Annotated in this window: 15 protein-coding genes and 1 pseudogene; 5 read left to right on the forward strand and 11 right to left on the reverse strand. The window is 69.4% G+C overall.

Annotated elements, in window-relative coordinates; genetic code table 11:
• Window positions 1-76: 76 nt before the first annotated feature.
• From A5622_RS26515 to A5622_RS26525, 3 genes and pseudogenes are all read right to left on the reverse strand, one after another.
• Window positions 77-772 (reverse strand): annotated as a pseudogene (locus A5622_RS26515) (Rieske (2Fe-2S) protein); the annotation flags it as partial.
• Window positions 769-1,320, reverse strand: coding sequence for an RNA polymerase sigma factor (locus A5622_RS26520; RefSeq protein ID WP_066882252.1), 552 nt, complete (start codon window positions 1,318-1,320; stop codon window positions 769-771). The pseudogene A5622_RS26515 and the gene A5622_RS26520, both read right to left, overlap by 4 nt.
• Window positions 1,321-1,353: 33 nt before the next feature.
• Window positions 1,354-2,784, reverse strand: coding sequence for an NAD(P)-binding protein (locus tag A5622_RS26525; RefSeq protein ID WP_066882253.1), 1,431 nt, complete (start codon window positions 2,782-2,784; stop codon window positions 1,354-1,356).
• Window positions 2,785-2,886: 102 nt separating this feature from the next.
• On the opposite strand from A5622_RS26525, the gene A5622_RS26530 reads away from it, so the two are divergent.
• Genes A5622_RS26530 through mmsB form a run of 3 tightly spaced genes read left to right on the forward strand, consistent with a single transcriptional unit; the run spans window position 2,887 to window position 6,486 of the window.
• Window positions 2,887-4,407, forward strand: coding sequence for a CoA-acylating methylmalonate-semialdehyde dehydrogenase (locus A5622_RS26530; protein ID WP_066860448.1), 1,521 nt, complete (start codon window positions 2,887-2,889; stop codon window positions 4,405-4,407).
• Window positions 4,408-4,421: 14 nt separating this feature from the next.
• Entirely contained in the window at window positions 4,422-5,588 is a 1,167-nt protein-coding gene (locus A5622_RS26535; protein ID WP_066860451.1) for an acyl-CoA dehydrogenase family protein, read from the forward strand.
• A 13-nt stretch (window positions 5,589-5,601) separates the two neighbouring features.
• On the forward strand, window positions 5,602-6,486 hold the full coding sequence (gene mmsB / locus A5622_RS26540; RefSeq protein ID WP_066882255.1) for a 3-hydroxyisobutyrate dehydrogenase: 885 nt from the start codon (window positions 5,602-5,604) through the stop codon (window positions 6,484-6,486).
• A gap of 12 nt (window positions 6,487-6,498) precedes the next feature.
• Here mmsB and A5622_RS26545 read toward each other — a convergent pair whose 3' ends face one another.
• From A5622_RS26545 to A5622_RS26565, 5 genes are read right to left on the reverse strand one after another with little or no spacing between them, the layout of a single operon-like run.
• Window positions 6,499-7,005: a MarR family winged helix-turn-helix transcriptional regulator gene (locus A5622_RS26545; RefSeq protein ID WP_066860458.1), complete on the reverse strand. Its 507-nt coding sequence runs from the start codon at window positions 7,003-7,005 to the stop codon at window positions 6,499-6,501.
• Window positions 7,006-7,013: 8 nt separating this feature from the next.
• On the reverse strand, window positions 7,014-8,075 hold the full coding sequence (locus tag A5622_RS26550) for a histidinol-phosphate transaminase (RefSeq protein WP_066882257.1): 1,062 nt from the start codon (window positions 8,073-8,075) through the stop codon (window positions 7,014-7,016).
• The gene (locus tag A5622_RS26555) at window positions 8,075-9,094 is read right to left on the reverse strand and encodes a 3-oxoacyl-ACP synthase III family protein (protein WP_066882260.1); all 1,020 of its coding nucleotides are present in this window, start codon (window positions 9,092-9,094) and stop codon (window positions 8,075-8,077) included. Before A5622_RS26555 ends, A5622_RS26550 begins: the two co-directional genes overlap by 1 nt.
• A 7-nt stretch (window positions 9,095-9,101) precedes the next feature.
• Window positions 9,102-9,749 (reverse strand): hypothetical protein, encoded by a 648-nt coding sequence (locus A5622_RS26560; RefSeq protein ID WP_066882261.1) that lies wholly within the window; start codon window positions 9,747-9,749, stop codon window positions 9,102-9,104.
• The gene (locus tag A5622_RS26565; protein ID WP_232003050.1) at window positions 9,730-11,472 is read right to left on the reverse strand and encodes a thiamine pyrophosphate-binding protein; all 1,743 of its coding nucleotides are present in this window, start codon (window positions 11,470-11,472) and stop codon (window positions 9,730-9,732) included. The genes A5622_RS26560 and A5622_RS26565 overlap by 20 nt, the downstream gene beginning before the upstream one ends.
• 80 nt (window positions 11,473-11,552) lie before the next feature.
• On the opposite strand from A5622_RS26565, the gene A5622_RS26570 reads away from it, so the two are divergent.
• Together A5622_RS26570 and A5622_RS26575 are read left to right on the forward strand one after the other, a co-directional pair.
• Window positions 11,553-12,248, forward strand: coding sequence for an ABC transporter ATP-binding protein (locus tag A5622_RS26570; protein ID WP_066860475.1), 696 nt, complete (start codon window positions 11,553-11,555; stop codon window positions 12,246-12,248).
• 101 nt (window positions 12,249-12,349) lie between these two features.
• Window positions 12,350-14,749, forward strand: a complete 2,400-nt coding sequence (locus tag A5622_RS26575) for an ABC transporter permease (RefSeq protein ID WP_369829257.1) — start codon at window positions 12,350-12,352, stop codon at window positions 14,747-14,749.
• Here the strand turns inward: A5622_RS26575 and A5622_RS26580 are convergent.
• The 3 genes from A5622_RS26580 to A5622_RS26590 form a co-directional block, all read right to left on the reverse strand.
• Window positions 14,736-15,362: a class I SAM-dependent methyltransferase gene (locus A5622_RS26580; protein ID WP_066882267.1), complete on the reverse strand. Its 627-nt coding sequence runs from the start codon at window positions 15,360-15,362 to the stop codon at window positions 14,736-14,738. The two genes, A5622_RS26575 and A5622_RS26580, sit on opposite strands and share 14 nt — an antisense overlap.
• Window positions 15,359-15,925 carry a DUF4389 domain-containing protein gene (locus tag A5622_RS26585; protein WP_066882268.1) on the reverse strand — a complete coding sequence of 189 codons (567 nt, stop codon included), beginning with the start codon at window positions 15,923-15,925 and terminating at the stop codon, window positions 15,359-15,361. Before A5622_RS26585 ends, A5622_RS26580 begins: the two co-directional genes overlap by 4 nt.
• 23 nt (window positions 15,926-15,948) lie before the next feature.
• On the reverse strand, window positions 15,949-16,362 hold a 414-nt coding region (locus A5622_RS26590; RefSeq protein ID WP_197497995.1), incomplete at its 5' end, for an NAD(P)/FAD-dependent oxidoreductase.

Below are 16,362 nucleotides of genomic sequence, written 5' to 3' on the forward strand. Positions count from 1 at the left end.
GCGGTGTAACCCGCCGCCATATCTCTGGGCATGGATATCCCCATGCTTCGAAGATGTTTGGCGATCGTGCCGGCCGCTCGGGGCGCGCCGGGGCGAACACCTCGATGCCGCCGTTCGCCTCGCGAACCATCAATGCCGGCAAGGGCTTTGGCGCTATCGGCAATTGATGGGTGATCACCTGGCCGGTGGGCGAAAACGACGTGGTGTGGCACGGGCAGCGCAGCGTGTCGTCGGGTGCGTCGAACCACAGCTTGCAACCCTGATGCGTGCACACTCCCGAGACGGCCTGGACTTCGCCCGCGACCCGGCGGACGAATCCGGTCACCGACCCGAGGTCGAAGGCGTGCATGACGCCGTCGGGCACATCAGAGCTGGCCGCCACGCGCTGCCAGCTGCCCTCGTTGGGCGTGAGTTGCCCGGCCGTGACTTCGGGACCGTGACCGTCGCCGCCGCGGCCGAGGATCAGGGCGCGATCGACGGACACCGCGGCGACCGCCGCCGTCGCGGCGGCCGACGTACCGACGATCACCTGGCGGCGCGTGCTGCGACGGTCCGGCGCCGGTTCCGTTGGCGCACCGGACATTTGCTCGGCGAGGCGCCGGTGCAGGTCGGTCAGGAATTCCTGGCGGGGCGCGTCACCACCCTCGCGCGCCGCGCGCAGCTCGATCGCCGTGCGCAGCTGAGCCGCCTCGAAGTCGTCGGGCGCGAACGGCCGGGGCCGGCGCCCCCGCAACAGATCGTCGACATAACGTCGCAACCCTCGCGCATTCATGGCTGGCCCCCATCGTTGACCTGGGCCGCCAGCCGCAGGGCGCGGTGCTGGAGCACCTTGGCATTGGCCACGCTGATCCCGAGTTCCGCGGCTGACTCCTTGATCGAATGGCCCTGCAGGAAACGCGATTCCAGAATCCGGCGGTAGCGGTCCGGCAGGTTGTCCAGAACCCGGGCAACCCGCTGCGGCGCGGTACTGATGGCGTCCTGGCCCTCGGCTGGTTGTTCGATGTCCTCGATCGAGGTTATCTCGCGCCCCAGCGTCTCGCGCCAGTGTGCGGCCAGCACTGTCCTGGCCGTCGCCCGCAGGTACGCGCGCACCTCGGCGACGCTCGCGGTCAGCCGCAACGGCCGCAGCGCCGCCAGGAACACCTCGGCGGTGAGGTCCTCGGCGTCGGTCTGGTTTCCGACGCGCGCGAACAGCGTGCGGTACACCCAGGTCGCGTTGTCGGAGTACACGGCTTCCCAGTTCGGGTAGCCGGCGTCATGGCCGTCCTCGGGCACCGCGCGCAGGGGTCGCGGGCCGACGGGCTCGTTTCTTGCCGCCACATGCCTCCTTCACCCGATGAATAGCGACTCGGGTTACACGGGCGCAGCGAGTGCGGCCTCGGCGGCCATGAGCTGGTCGAGCTTGGTGGCGGTGGCCGAGAACACGGATTTGGCGATGCTCAGTATCCGCTCGCGCACCCGCGGCTTCGCCGACGCCGACGGCAGCAGGTGGCCGATCAGATGGCCGAACAGGTCCAGGCGCGCCGCGGACAGCCACGCCATCAGCTCCGGGTCGTCGAACCAGCGCAACTGATTGGTGTAGTCGGCCAGCGCCAGCCGCAACCAATCGAGGTCGGTGTCCGGATGCGGCAGGGGCACGCAGAGATCGTTTTTCACGGTGTCGTCACGGTATGCGGCCTCGACGTGGGCGATCAGCGCCGCGGAGAAGATCTGCTGGCAGCCGCGCACGCTTTGCAGCGTGATGGTCCCGGTGTCGAAAATCGGTGTAGCGGGCCGCTTTTCGGCGCCGTCCGCGGTGCAATCGATGTACAGTTCGTCGCCGCTGACCGCCACGGTGCCGCCGTCGAGCGTCAGCCTGCCCGCGTCGATCCGCAGGAGGTGACCCAGGCGCACCACGTCGGTGATGCGCCGCAGTTGCTCGAGCTCGAGCCGGGTGACGGTCGCGCAGCGATACATGGCGGGCCGGATCGCCGGATCGATCCGCAACAGCACGCCGGCGTCTTCGAGACGCGCGAACAGATCCCGCGCCGAGGCGGCGTCGTTGATCGCGCGCAGTTGGGCGGTGAAGCTGGCCTTGAGCTTGTCGGCGAACAGCGAGCCGGGCTGCATGGTTTCGCGGTCCAGCAGCCAGGAATCGCGGGGCACGATCCAGGTCAGCCGGTCCGGTTCGATCCCGTGACCGAGCAGCCACAGGCAGGTGTCGATTCCGGTCTTGCCGGCCCCGACGACGACGTAGCGCTCGTACCCGCCGAGCCGGGGCAGGTCGTTGGGCGCGACGCACGCGACGCCGTCGGCGACCTGGTACGGGGGGCGGCGCATCGCCGGGACCGTGACCCGCATGTAGGTGGCGTCGACGACGCGGCGCGTCACGTCGACGGTGTAATCGGCGCCGGCCAGCGTGCGGAACCGGCCTTGCCCACCGTATTGGCCGAGGTATTCGCTCATCGGAAAGTAGCTGACCCGCCCGGTCGGCAACCACTCGCGGCGCATGATGCGGTCGTAGTAGGCGCAGATTTCGCCGGCGGTCGCCAACTCGTAAAGCCCGTGGTTCCAACCCACTTGGTCGATGGTGTCGCTGCCGAGCCGCGACGAGTTGACGCCGTAGAAGGCCGAGGGCTGATGCAACCGCACGAACGGGTAGGCCATGGTCCAGTGCCCACCGGGCGCGTGCTGGCGGTCCACCACCACCACGCGGGCCTCCGTCTCGGAGACCAGCGTGTCGATGAACGCCATGCCCATGGCGCCCGCCCCGACCACCAGGTAGTCGGCCTCGATGGTGCGCATACCGCCCTCAGGCTAGACCGGCGACCACCTTGCCAAGGCCCGAACCGGGTTACTAGGATATCCAAGTATCCGCTTAAGCGCTCAATCACACCCGAGGGCCCCATGACCACACAGATTCCGCACTTCATCGATGGGCAGCGCACCGCCGGCCGGTCCGGCCGCAGCGCTGACGTCTTCGACCCGAGCACCGGGAGCGTCCAGGCCACGGTGCCGATGGCCGGCCAAGCCGACATCGATGCCGCGGTCGCCTCGGCCGTCGAGGCCCAAAAGGGTTGGGCCGCAACCAATCCGCAGCGGCGCGCGCGTGTCATGATGCGCTTCATCGAGCTGGTCAACGCCCACAACGACGAGCTGGCCGAGCTGCTGTCGCGCGAGCACGGCAAGACGCTGGCCGACGCCAAGGGCGACATCCAGCGCGGCATCGAGGTCATCGAGTTCTGCATCGGCATCCCCCACCTGCTCAAGGGCGAGTACAGCGAGGGCGCCGGGCCCGGCATCGACGTCTACTCGCTGCGCCAGCCGCTGGGCGTGGTCGCCGGCATCACCCCGTTCAACTTCCCGGCGATGATTCCGCTGTGGAAGGCCGGCCCGGCGCTGGCCTGCGGCAACGCGTTCGTGCTCAAGCCCAGCGAGCGCGACCCGTCGGTGCCGGTTCGGCTGGCCGAGCTCTTTCTGGAAGCGGGCCTGCCCCCGGGCGTGTTCCAGGTCGTGCACGGCGACAAGGAGGCCGTCGACGCCATCCTGAACCACCCCGACATCCAGGCCGTCGGGTTCGTCGGCAGCTCCGATATCGCCCAGTACATCTACGCCGGGGCCGCGGCCACCGGCAAGCGCTCACAGTGCTTCGGCGGCGCCAAGAATCACATGATCGTGATGCCCGACGCCGACCTGGACCAGGCCGTCGACGCCCTGATCGGCGCCGGCTACGGCAGCGCCGGCGAGCGGTGCATGGCGATCAGCGTCGCGGTCCCGGTCGGGGACAAGACCGCCGACCGGCTGCGCGCCCGGCTCATCGAGCGGATCAACAACCTGCGCGTGGGCCACAGCCTGGACCCCAAGGCCGACTACGGACCGCTGGTGACCGAAGCGGCCGTGGCACGGGTGCGCGACTACATCGCCCAGGGGGTCGACGCGGGTGCCGAGCTGGTGATCGACGGCCGCGACCGCGCCAGCGACGACCTGACGTTCGGCGACGCCAACCTCGAGGGCGGCTTCTTCATCGGTCCCACCCTGTTCGACCACGTCACCCCCGACATGTCGATCTACACCGACGAGATCTTCGGGCCCGTGCTGTGCATTGTGCGCGCGCACGATTACGAAGAGGCGCTGCGGCTGCCGTCGGAGCACGAATACGGCAACGGCGTGGCGGTTTTCACCCGCGACGGCGACGCCGCCCGCGACTTCGTCTCGCGCGTGCAGGTCGGCATGGTCGGGGTCAACGTGCCGATCCCGGTGCCGGTGGCCTACCACACCTTCGGCGGTTGGAAGCGGTCCGGTTTCGGCGACCTCAACCAGCACGGCCCCTCGTCGATCATGTTCTACACCAAGACCAAGACCGTGACGTCGCGGTGGCCGTCCGGCATCAAGGACGGCGCCGAGTTCGTCATTCCCACAATGGATTAGGCCGGCTGTTTCTCATGGCTTCTTTTACTCTCAACGACGACGAACGGGTGATCACCGAGACGGCCGCCGCGTTCGCCGCCAAGCGCCTCGCCCCGCACGCCCTGGAATGGGATGCGGCCAAACATTTTCCGGTCGACGTGCTGCGCGAATCCGCCGAACTCGGTATGGCGGCGATCTACTGTCGTGACGATGTCGGTGGCAGCGGACTGCGCCGCCTCGACGGGGTCCGCATCTTCGAGCAGCTGGCCATCGCCGACCCGACCACCGCCGCGTTCCTGTCCATTCACAACATGTGCGCGTGGATGATCGACACCTTCGGCACCGCCGAGCAGCGCAAGGATTGGGTGCCGCGGCTGGCGTCGATGGACGTCATCGCCAGTTACTGCCTCACCGAGCCCGGCGCCGGGTCCGACGCCAGCGCGCTGAGCACCCGCGCCGTCAAACAGGGTGGCGACTATGTGCTGGACGGCGTCAAGCAGTTCATCTCGGGCGCGGGCGCCTCGGACGTCTACGTGGTGATGGCCAGGACCGGCAGCGACGGCCCGCGCGGCATCTCGGCCTTCGTGATCGAAAAGGGCACTGCGGGGCTGAGTTTCGGCTCGCTCGAGGAGAAGATGGGCTGGCACGCCCAGCCCACCGCCCAGGTGATCCTGGAAGGCGTCCGGGTGCCGGCCGAGGCGATGCTGGGCGGCGCCGACGGCGAGGGCGCCGGGTTCGGCATCGCGATGAACGGGCTCAACGGCGGTCGGCTCAACATCGCCGCGTGTTCGCTCGGCGGCGCCCAGGCCGCCGCCGACAAGGCCGGGGCCTATGTCCGCGATCGCCAAGCGTTCGGGTCGTCCCTGCTCGACGAGCCGACCATCAGGTTCACCCTGGCCGACATGGCCACCGGCCTCGAGACATCGCGAATGATGTTGTGGCGGGCGGCCAATGCGCTGGACGAGGACGATCCCGACAAGGTCGAGCTGTGCGCGATGGCCAAGCGCTACGTCACCGACACCTGCTTCGAGGTCGCCGACAAAGCCCTGCAGCTACACGGCGGCTACGGCTACCTGCGCGAGTATGGTCTGGAAAAGATCGTGCGCGACCTGCGGGTGCACCGAATCCTGGAAGGGACCAACGAGATCATGCGGGTGGTCATCGGCCGGGCCGAAGCCGCACGGGTTCGCGCAACCGCATAGAAGGGTCTTTCAGATGACCGAACACCTGACGGTGGCCTTCCTGGGCCTGGGCCACATGGGTGGGCCGATGGCGACGAATCTTGTTGCGGCCAAACACGCGGTGCGCGGCTTCGATCCGGTGCCCGCCGCGCTGTCCGCGGCGACGGAGGCCGGCGTCACCGGGTTCGGCAGCGCCACCGACGCGGTGGCCGGGTCGGACGTCGTCATCACCATGCTGCCCAACGGGGAGCTGGTCAAACGCTGTTACGCGGAGATCCTGCCGGCCGCGCGACCCGGCGCTCTGTTCATCGACAGCTCGACGATCTCGGTCAACGATGCCCGCGAGGTGCATGCGCTGGCGGAGTCCAACGGCGTCGCGCAGCTCGACGCGCCCGTCTCCGGCGGGGTGAAGGGTGCCGTCGCCGGCACGCTGGCCTTCATGGTGGGCGGTGACGAGGCCGCGCTGCAGCGTGCGCGGCCGGTGCTGGAACCCATGGCGGGCAAGATCATTCACTGCGGCGCGGCCGGGGCCGGCCAGGCCGCCAAGGTGTGCAACAACATGGTGCTGGCGGTCCAGCAGATCGCGATCGGCGAGGCGTTCATCCTGGCCGAGAAGCTCGGGCTGTCCGCGCAGTCCCTGTTCGACGTCATCACCGGGGCGACCGGCAACTGCTGGGCCGTGCACACCAATTGCCCGGTGCCGGGGCCGGTTCCGACGTCGCCGGCCAACAACGACTTCAAGCCGGGCTTCGCCACCGCGTTGATGAACAAGGACCTGGGCCTGGCGATGGACGCGGTGTCGTCCAGCGGTGCGGCGGCGCCGCTGGGTACCCACGCCGCCGAGATCTATGCGAAATTCGCCGCCGACCACCCCGAAAAGGACTTCAGCGCGGTCATCGAGATGTTGCGCGGCAGCTGAGAACCGCCGGGCTCAGAAGTCACCCGCGTTGCGCCGCAACGTTTCAATGCACGCCGCCAGGTTCTGCGATTCCGTGTCGGTCATCCCGATGTCGGCGAACACCTGCTTGTTGAGGGTGACGGTGGCGTCCTCGACCGTGGAGCGGCCGAGGTCGGTGATCGCCACCAGCGTGGTGCGCCCGTCGGTGGGGTGCGGCACCCGTTGCACCAGCCCGTCGGCCTCCAGCCGACGGATCGCGTGGGTCACGCTGGTGACGTGGACCTGCAACCGGTCGGAGGCCTTAGTGATGGGCAGCGCCCCGGTCCGGCTGAATGCCAACAGCCGCAGCAGTTCATACCGGGAGAAGCTCAGGTCGTAGGGGCGCAGCGCCGTCTCGACCCGCGCCAGCAGGATCTGGTGCGCGCGCATCACCGAGGTCACCGCCACCATGCCCGGTGCCACGTCGCCCCACCCGGCGCGCTCCCAGTTGGCCCGCGCCGCGGCGATCGGATCACGCTTTTCCGGTTGTGATTGCGCCACGCCCCTTCTTACCGCACTTGGCGCCCGGGTGTGGCCTTTCCCAACGCCGAGAGCACCGCCGTCGTCGACGCTCGGCTGCCCACGGTGATCCGCGCGCCACCGTCCGCGTAGTACCGCACCCGCGGCCCGCTGTCGCCGAAAACCTCACGCCACGACCGATACCGCCCGTCGCCGGACGGCAGATACATGAAATTCGCGTGCGCGTCGGTGGTGTGGATCCCCATCGCGCTCAGGCGGTTCCGCAGATGGCGGCGTTCGGCGGTGATCAACCGGATCCGGCGCAGCAGTTCGTCTTCCGCGTGATACGACGCCGCGACCGCGAGCAAGCTGGTGATCGCGATGCCGAACGGCAGCTGCTGGGACCACAGCATCCGGGCCAGCTCCGTCGACGCCACCCCGTAGCCGATCCGCAGCCCCGCCAGCCCGTAGGCCTTGGAGAACGTCCGCACCACCACCACGTTGGGGAAACGCGCGACCAACGCCGCCACGTCGAAACGGTGCTCGACGGCGGTGAACTCGATATAGGCCTCGTCGAGCAGCACCACGGTGTCGCGCGGCACCCGGCGGAGAAACCGGAAAACGGTGGCCCTGGGCTCGATGGTGCCGGTCGGGTTGTGCGGCCGGCACACCACCACCACGCGGGCCAGCGCGGCCGCGTCGGCCAGCGCGTCGAGGTCGTTGTGGCCGCGCTCGTCCAGCGGCACGAGTGACGGATTGAGCCGCGCCATCTGCGCGACGATCGGATAGCCGTCGAACGTCGGCGATGCCATCGCCATCGTGTCACCCGGCGACGTCAGCGCGCGCAGCGCCTGCAGCACGACGCCGGTCGCCCCCGCACCCAGCACCACCCGGTCGGCGGGCACACCGATGTGCGCGGCGATCACGTCGCGCAGCCGTTCCGGCAGGAACTCCGGATACCGGTTCGCCGCGCGAACGGACCGGATCAGCGCGGCACGGACCGCCGGTAGCGGGGGAAACGGATTCTCGTTGAGCGACAAGGCAAACGGATCCACCGCGTTGGGCAGCGCTTCGCGGATCTCGCCGTCCATCAGGCCCGGCACCGCGTGCATCAGCCTCGACCACCCCAGCGCACCGCGGCCGCGCCGGCGAAGTCGCCGGCATGCGCGAACGCCGCCATCATCACCACGTCCCCGGCCGCGAGCTGACCACCGGAGACGGCGCGGTCCAGGTTGATCGGGATGCCGGCGCCGAACAGGTTGCCGCACTCGTCGAACGTGTCACGGTGTCTTGATTTCGGCACCTCGAGCGCGTCACGCCAGTTGCGCAGGAACGCCCGATTGGGCTGGTTGGTGACCAGCAGGTCGATGTCCTTGGCGGCCAGGCCGATTCGATCGCACACCGCCAGCGCCACCTCGGGGACCTGCCGGTTGCCGCGGGCGAGCACCTTGGTGATCTTGCTTTCGGTGAAACCGATGCTGCCCTCGCCGGGACCGGCCTGCCACCACTTGCGGGGCGGGTCGTAGGACAGCGTCATTTCGCCCGCGTACTCGCCGTAGGTGCGGCACTCGATGTCCAGGATGGGTGAGTGGCCGCCCACCGTGACCAGCCCCACCGCGGCGCCGTCGCCGGGCACCGCGGACTGCGCCTTGCGGCGAATCGTCGGCTGATCGAAGAACTGGCCGGCCGCGTTTTGCGCGATCGCGATCAGCGCGGTGTGCCCTTCGCCCGCGGCCAGCAGTTTGCGAGCCACGTTGAGCGCCAACACGAATGCGGCGCAGCCGCCGTTGTTCAGGTCGAGCACCCAGGACGGTCGCATGCCCAGCCGGTGCGCGATGCCACCGCCCTGGCCGTAGAACGCCATGTCGGGCACCTGGGTGTGGGTGATCAGCACGTCGGCGCCTTCGACGGCGTCGTGCCCGTGCCGGTCGATCAGGCCCTGGGCGGCGCGTTCGATCATGTCGATGGAACTCTCGTCCGCGGCGACGTGATGGCGGAACTTCGGCGCGCGGAACATCACATTGTCGCGCAGGTCGTCGGATTCGGCGAATTGCGCGTAATAGTGGGCGGGGATCGGCTCACCCGGCAGGTACGTGGAGACGTCGATCAGGCTGACGCTTGGGCCACCCATGGCCCGCTCACCTCATCCAGACGGGCGTCACCGGCAGCCCGTTGCGGTGGCGGTACTCGGCGATCGCCTTGAGGTTGCGCAGCTCCAGCAGATGGCCGGCGCCGAACATGTCCCAGAAGTCGCCGACCCACACCGGGCGCTGGGCGGGCGCGGTCTCGGGATACGGGTTGTGATCATAGAATGGGTGGTGGCAATTCGTCCACAGCACAACCGATCCCGGCTTGTCGAGGACCGTCGCCGCGTCGACGACGCGCATCAGGTAGATCATCCACAGGTGCTTGCCCTGGTCCCAGGCGCAGTGGTAATCCACGGTCCGGGCCTGCGCGTTGGCGACGGTGCGGGTGTAGATCTTGGTTTCCGAGCCCAGCCGGTCGTGGGCCAGCCACAGCCCGGGTTCGTCCGTGGGTGTGAAGCCGCGCAGGCTGTAGGTCCACTCCTCCAGACTGCGGGTGTCGGCCATGTACTCGTACAGCTCGTCGGGTGGGCAGTCGATGTAATCGTTGACGGTGCAATACTGTCCGAAGACCTCATCGTGCGGGTATACCGACCGCATCATGTCCATGATGATCGGCGTGGCCTTCTCCCTGGGGCTGGTTTCGATGCGGGTGACGCCATCGATCAGGTCGGGGATATCCTCAAGCGCTGGCGGCGACATTGGTCTGGTTCTCCTTAACACGCGAAATGTGCTCCGCGGCAGCGCGTTTGACGTGCGTAGCCGCGAGAAACGGCGCAAACGGCGGGATCTCGTCGGCGTCGCACTCGACGCTGACCACCGCCGGACCGTCGATGCCGAGCGCGGCGCCCATGGCCACCGCGAATCCATCGACGTCGTTGACGTCCACCGACGTCAAGCCCGGGAACATCGCCGCCAGCCCGGCCCCCAGCCGGCTGGGACGAAAACGGTTGTAGCTGTACAGGTCGTCATAGAACAACTGCTCACGGGTCACGCACATGGCGTGCGCGTTGTTGTTGAACAGGACGAAGGTCATCGGTAATCGATATTGCACGGCGGTGTGCACTTCCATGCCGTGCATGAAGAATGCGCCGTCACCGGCGATCACGACGGTATGGCCGCCGGGCCGGCCACGGTTGTTGCGGCCGAACGACATTCCGATCCCGGCCCCGAAGCTGTAGCCCATGCCGCCCATGCCGAGCGCGACGGCGAACCTGCCGCCGCGGCGTGCCGGCAGGTAGTGAATCGCGGCGGCGCCGGTGTTGCCGGCGTCGACCACGATGTCGGCCCCGTCGGGCAGGACGCGGTCCAGCACCGCCATGGCGTCGCGGTACCGCAGGCCCGGCCCCGCGCAGGGCGGCGGCGTCAGCTCGGTGGGCCGCAGCGGGCCCGGCACCCGCACCTTGGCGGGCCGTCCCGGACCGGACAGCGCCTGGGTCAGCATGCGCAGCGAGCCGCGCAGGTCGTCGGTGTGCACGTGCGGGCATGCCACATAGGGCGGCGCCGACCCGAGCGAGACCGTCGGCACCGCCGCCAGAGCGTCGTCCAGCCCGGTGCGCGCGGTGACCGACAGGCGCGTGCCCACGACCAGGCACACGGCGCTGCCGGCCACCGCTTCAGCCACGCCCGGGTGGCCCATGACGCCGGTCACCCCGAGCGCGGACGACGATCCGAGGCCGGGTGTGCCGGCGACGTCTTTGGCGTCGGGCACGGTGGCCACCCGCGCCCGCAGCACCGCCCGCAGGGCTTCGAGCTCGGCGCGGGCGTCGTCGCGGGCGACCTGCTCGCCGACGATGATGGTCACCGGGCCGCTGGCGCCGCGCAGCATTTCGGCGATCGAGTCCGGATTGCCGATGGGACGCGGGCCCTCGACCGGCCGCCCATTCTGCGCGCAGTCCAGGGTCGCCTGCTGAATATCCTTGGGCAGCAACAGAACCGCCGGGCCGCCGCAACGTGCCGCGGCGATCGCCCGGGGCAGCAGCGCGACGATGTCGGCGGGCGTACGCAGCCGGCGGCAGAACAGCGACACCGCCGAGAACAACGCCTCGGCGTTCGGCGACCCGTTGACGCCACTGGTGTCCTGGAAGCTGCCCTGACCGTCCATCGCGGCGGCGGGCTGGCCGACCAACGCCAGCACCGGCACCCGGCTGGCCAGCGACTCGCCCAGCCCGGCAACCAGGTTCAGCGCTGCGCCACCCGAGGTCGCGGCCACCACGCCCAGCCCGGCCCCGCTGCGGCTGTACCCGTCGGCCATGGTGGCCGCCGAGAACTCGTGCTTGGCCAGCACGGCGTCGATGCCGGGGCGGAAGTGCGCGGCGTCGTACACGTCCTCGATGTTGGCGCCGTCCACACCGAAGAGGTGGTCGACTCCGATTGCCGCGAGGTGCCCGACGATGTGGTCGGCCACCCGGTACCTGCCGGGCATGCCTGAAGGAACGAGGTAGGCACTCGGTCGGTTCATTGCTCGTCCATGAACCGTTCACCGGTCACCATCGTGGTGTTGAGATGACCATCGAACTGCGCAACGTGGTGCGCGAGTACCGGGTCGGCGGTCAGACGGTGCGGGCGCTCGACGAGGTCAGCCTGTGGCTGGCGGACGGGCAGTTCGTGTCGGTCGTCGGGCCCTCGGGGGCCGGGAAAAGCACGCTGCTGCACCTGCTCGGGGCCCTGGATTCCCCCGATTCGGGAACGATCGCGTTCGACGGCGAAGAGATCGGGCGACTCGGCGACGAGCAGCAGTCGCGGTTTCGCCATCACCGGGTGGGCTTCATCTTTCAGTTCTTCAACCTGTTGCCGACGCTGTCGGCGTGGGAGAACGTGGCCATTCCCAAGCTGCTCGACGGGGTCCGGCTGGGCGCCGCCAAACCGGAGGCGATCCGGCTGCTGGATCGCGTCGGGCTCGGCGACCGGACCGGGCACCGCCCGGCCGAACTGTCCGGCGGTCAGATGCAACGGGTCGCGGTGGCGCGCGCGTTGATGATGAACCCGCCTCTGATTCTCGCCGACGAGCCCACCGGAAACCTGGACTCCGCCACGGGGGCGTCCATTTTGGCGCTGTTGGCCGAGGTGGCGCACGAGGACGCTGCGGGCCGGCTGGTGGTGATGGTGACCCACAACGCCGACGCGGCCGCGGCCACGGACCGGGTGATCACCCTGCAGGACGGTCGGGTCGGCTCCGACGTGCTGGCGGGCGCCGGGTGAAACCCGGATCGGCGATCACGGCCACGGCGAGCAGGCTGCGGGTCTTCAGCCTGCGCGAGCTCACCGTACACAGGCGCCGCACGGTCGCGTCGATCTCCGTAATGGCGGTATCGGCAGCGTATTTGGTGGCGGTATTCGGCATCTTCGGGTCGATCACCGGGTCGGTGAGCCGGCTGGCCGACGGGATCGCGGGCGTCGCGGCGCTCGAGGTGTCGGGCATCACCGACGCCGGATTCCCCGACTCGATCCTGGCCGAGGTGGCCGCGGTCCCGGGCGTGGCGACCGCGGCGCCGATGATTCGAACGTCGGCGACCACGCCGTCGGGGCCCGTGCTGCTGCTGGGCGCCGATGCGAGCACCGCCGCCCTCGGCGGGGCGTTGACAGACGCGGTGTCCCGACCCGTGCAGGCGCTGTCCGCGACGCCGTCCGGCGTTCAGGTCGGGCCGCGGGTCGGCTACGCGAAAGGCCAGGCGTTCCAACTGGGTTCGGCCTCGGTCACGGTCACCGACGTGCTCGCGGGCAAGCAATACGCGAACCTCAACGGCGGGCACTACGTGCTCGCCCCACTCGCCTTGGCGCAGCACGCCGCCGGCCGCACCGGCCAACTCGACTCGATACTGATCACCACCAAGCCCGGCGCCGACCTCGGAGCCGTTCGCGCCGCGGTCACCGGCGCGGTGAACGGTCGCGCGATCGTGGCGGCCCCCAGCTTCCGGGCGGCCCGCGCCGGTGACGGGGTCAAGCTGATGAACTACATGGCCCTGCTGGGCGCCGCGGTGGCGTTGGTGGTCGGCGCGTTTTTGATCTACACCACGATGACGATGGCGATCACCCAGCGCCGGCCCGTCATCTCGATGCTGCGCGCCATCGGCGGCCGGCGCGTCGCCATCGTCGGCGACATGCTCGCGGAGGCCGCGGTTCTCGGCCTGATCGGCGGGGCCGTCGGGTCCGCGTTGGGAATTGTGGCGGCCCACATCGCGATTCGCCGGTTGCCCCCGGCGGTGACGCAAGGGCTCGAAGCCCGCGTCGAGTACTGGCTGCCCGGCTATGCGCTACCGCTGGCGCTCGCGGTGACGGTGCTCACCAGCGTGGCGGCCTCGGCGATGGCGGCGCGCCAGGTGTACAAGGTTTCGCCCATCGAGGCGCTGGCCCCGGTCGGCGCCTCGGCGGCCGACGTCGTGCCACGGTGGTTGCGCGTCGCCTGTGGGGTCGGCGCCGTTGCGGTGATCGCGGTGGCGGCGGTGCTCGTCACCGGCCAGCGCGGCAGCTACGCCGTCGTCGCGATGGCCGCCCTGTTGGGCGCGCAGATCGCCCTGGGCTTCGCGCTCACCAGGCCCATCGTCAACGCCGCGGCGGCGACGGCGCGCACGTTCGGATCGTTCGGAGCGCTCGCGGCGGCGACGATCCAACGCGCGCCGCGGCGCGTGTGGGCGACGGTGATGACCGTGCTCATCGGGGTGCTCACCACCGTCGTGATCACCGGTACGAACGCCGACATGATCCGGTCGGCCCGTAGCATCTTCGCGCCGGTCGCCGACACCGACGTCTGGGTGAGCGCAGATCCCCCGGACAGTTACCCCACCGACGCTCTGCCACAAGGCCTTTCCGGCAAGATCGCCGCGCTTCCAGGGGTGGCGCGAGTGACCGAGGGCGCGTTCGGATTCGCCGTCGTCGGCGGCACCCGGGTGCTGCTCGACGGGTTCGCCACCGGCAGCAACGATGCGCTGTTCGGAGCGCTCGACGAACGAGTGCGCTCCGAGGTGCTCGCCGGCCGGGGCGTGGTGCTCACCCAGAATCTGGGCGCGATCCTGCACCTGCGGGCCGGTGAGCCCCTGCGGCTGCAGACGCCGCACGGCGCACGGGAGGCGACCGTGCTGGCCCTGGTGCCGTTCTTCTCGACGGTCATCGGCACGGTCGGGATCGACCTGGATCACCTGCGGGCGTGGTTCGATCGCCCGGCGGCGACGACGCTGCAGGTCGTCGCCGCGCCGAAGGTGAACCGGCAACGCCTGGTGGCCGCGGTCCGCGCGGCGGTGCCCGCGCCGAACCACGTGTACGACGGTGCCGCGGCGCTGGCGGGGCTGCAGGCCCCCCTGCATCAGAGCATGTTCATCGCCAACGCGGTGTGGATCATCGTCGTGACGGTGGCCGCGGTCGCACTGCTCAACACGTTGACGCTGTCGGTGATCGAACGCCGCCGCGAGATCGGCGTGCTGCGGGCAATGGGTTCCAGTCGGCGATTCACCTTGCGGATGGTCCTGGCCGAGGCGGCCGGAATCGGTGTGGTGGGGGGCGTTTTGGGGCTTGCGCTCGGACTGACCGACCAGTGGCTGTTCAGCCGCATCAGCCGGGACATCATGAACTTCGAGGTCGGCTTTCGCCTGAGTCCGCTCGCGCTGGCCTTCACGCTCGGTGCGCTCGCGATCAGCCTGCTCGGCTCGGTGCCACCGGCACGGCGTGCGGCGCACCTGTCCATCATCGAGGCGGTCAGCGTCGAGTGAGGATGGCGAATCCCTGCAGATGGGGTTTGCACGGGAAGGGCACCGGCGTTCGCGGAACGCTGCGTAGCCCGGTGGTGTCGAATCCGGCCGCGGCGATCGCGTCGCGGGTTCGCCGGTTCGGCTCGCAACCGCCCGCCAGCCACGACCAGGGCCGGGCGATCAGGTCCTGGAACCGGCCCGTCGCGCCGTCTCCGCGCACGTGCTCGAGGACGACGAGCCGGCCCCCGGGGACGAGGACCCGCCGGATCTCGCGCAGGGTCGCGGCCACGTCGTCGACCGAGCACAACACCAGCCCGATATGCACGGAATCGAAAGCGTTGTCCGGGAACGGAATCGCTTCACCGACGCCCTCGACGAGGTCCACCGCGATGCCACGGCGTTGCGCGAGCCGCCTGGCCATCCGCCGAAACGTCGCCTCGGGTTCCACCGCGGCGACCGACGTCACCGCCGCGGGCAGAAACTTCAGGTCTGTTCCCGGCCCCAGGCCGAGCATCAACAGCCGGCCGGTCGCGTTGCTCAGGGCGGCCCGCCGATACCGGTGGTAGAACAACCGGTCGAAAACCGGCTGGCCGACCCGGTACACATGCAGGAACAGGAATTGCCGGAGCGTCATCGGCCGCCCAGATCCATTCGGAACGGCGGATATTCGTCGCGCATCAACGACACGTACACCGCCACCCGGTAGCGCCAGCGCACCATGCCCATCAGCAGATCGAACATGCCCTGCGGGATGGTTCCGGTGCACAACAGCGCCACCGCGGAGATGACGCAGAGCACCTGTAGCGGCGCCTCCATCGACCAGCACAGCAGGACCTGCGGGATCGCCAGCAGCCACTTCACCAGCACCGCCCAGTTTTTCAGCCGGTCCGGGTAGTCGACGGTAAGGTCTCCGGGGTAGTCGGGCCGGGACGCAAGGGTGAACGGCGGGTACTTGTCCGTGCTGTTCATCGGGAATCGGTAGTTCATCACGCGCCACGACCAGCGCAGCACCCCGACGTTGAACTCGAAGAGCGGCCGCGGATACCGCCCGGTGCACAGGATCACTACGCCCGCGGCCACGGTCGAGAGCGGATACACCAGGTAGAGCAGGATCAGGATCGGGTAGTGCGGCAGGGCCAGCACGCACCACTTCAACAGCCAGAGCCAGCGCGAGGGCAAGTCGAAATCGCCTCGCACCCTTACGGATTCGGCCGGTTCGTTCACGGGCTCGACGGGATCTTCGCCACTACCCCCAAGTTTCGGCTGATTTGAGCGGACATCCGGCGATGGCTCGTCAAGCGCAGAAACGTCGTCAGCGCCGAGGTCTGCAGCCGGTCCGAGATCAGGGCTGCCGGTCTGAGCACGCGCTCACCATGCGACACCGGCAACGACGCCGCCCACGACACGGCCATGACCCGCCGGCGCCGGGTCTTCTCGTAGGACCGCAACGCACGCGAAACATCTTCGCCGCGAACGTTTGTCGCACGACGCACGCCCGCCAGTGCCCCGCACAGCACCATGGTGTCGAGCAACGCCTGGTTGGTGCCCTGAGCCAGGGTGGGCGGCATCGTGTGCGCGGCGTCGCCGAGCAGGGTGACCGGGCCTTGGCCCGCACGCGGGATCGGATGGCGGAA

Source organism: Mycobacterium sp. 1245801.1, assembly GCF_001673055.1.
GTDB lineage: Bacteria > Actinomycetota > Actinomycetes > Mycobacteriales > Mycobacteriaceae > Mycobacterium > Mycobacterium europaeum_A.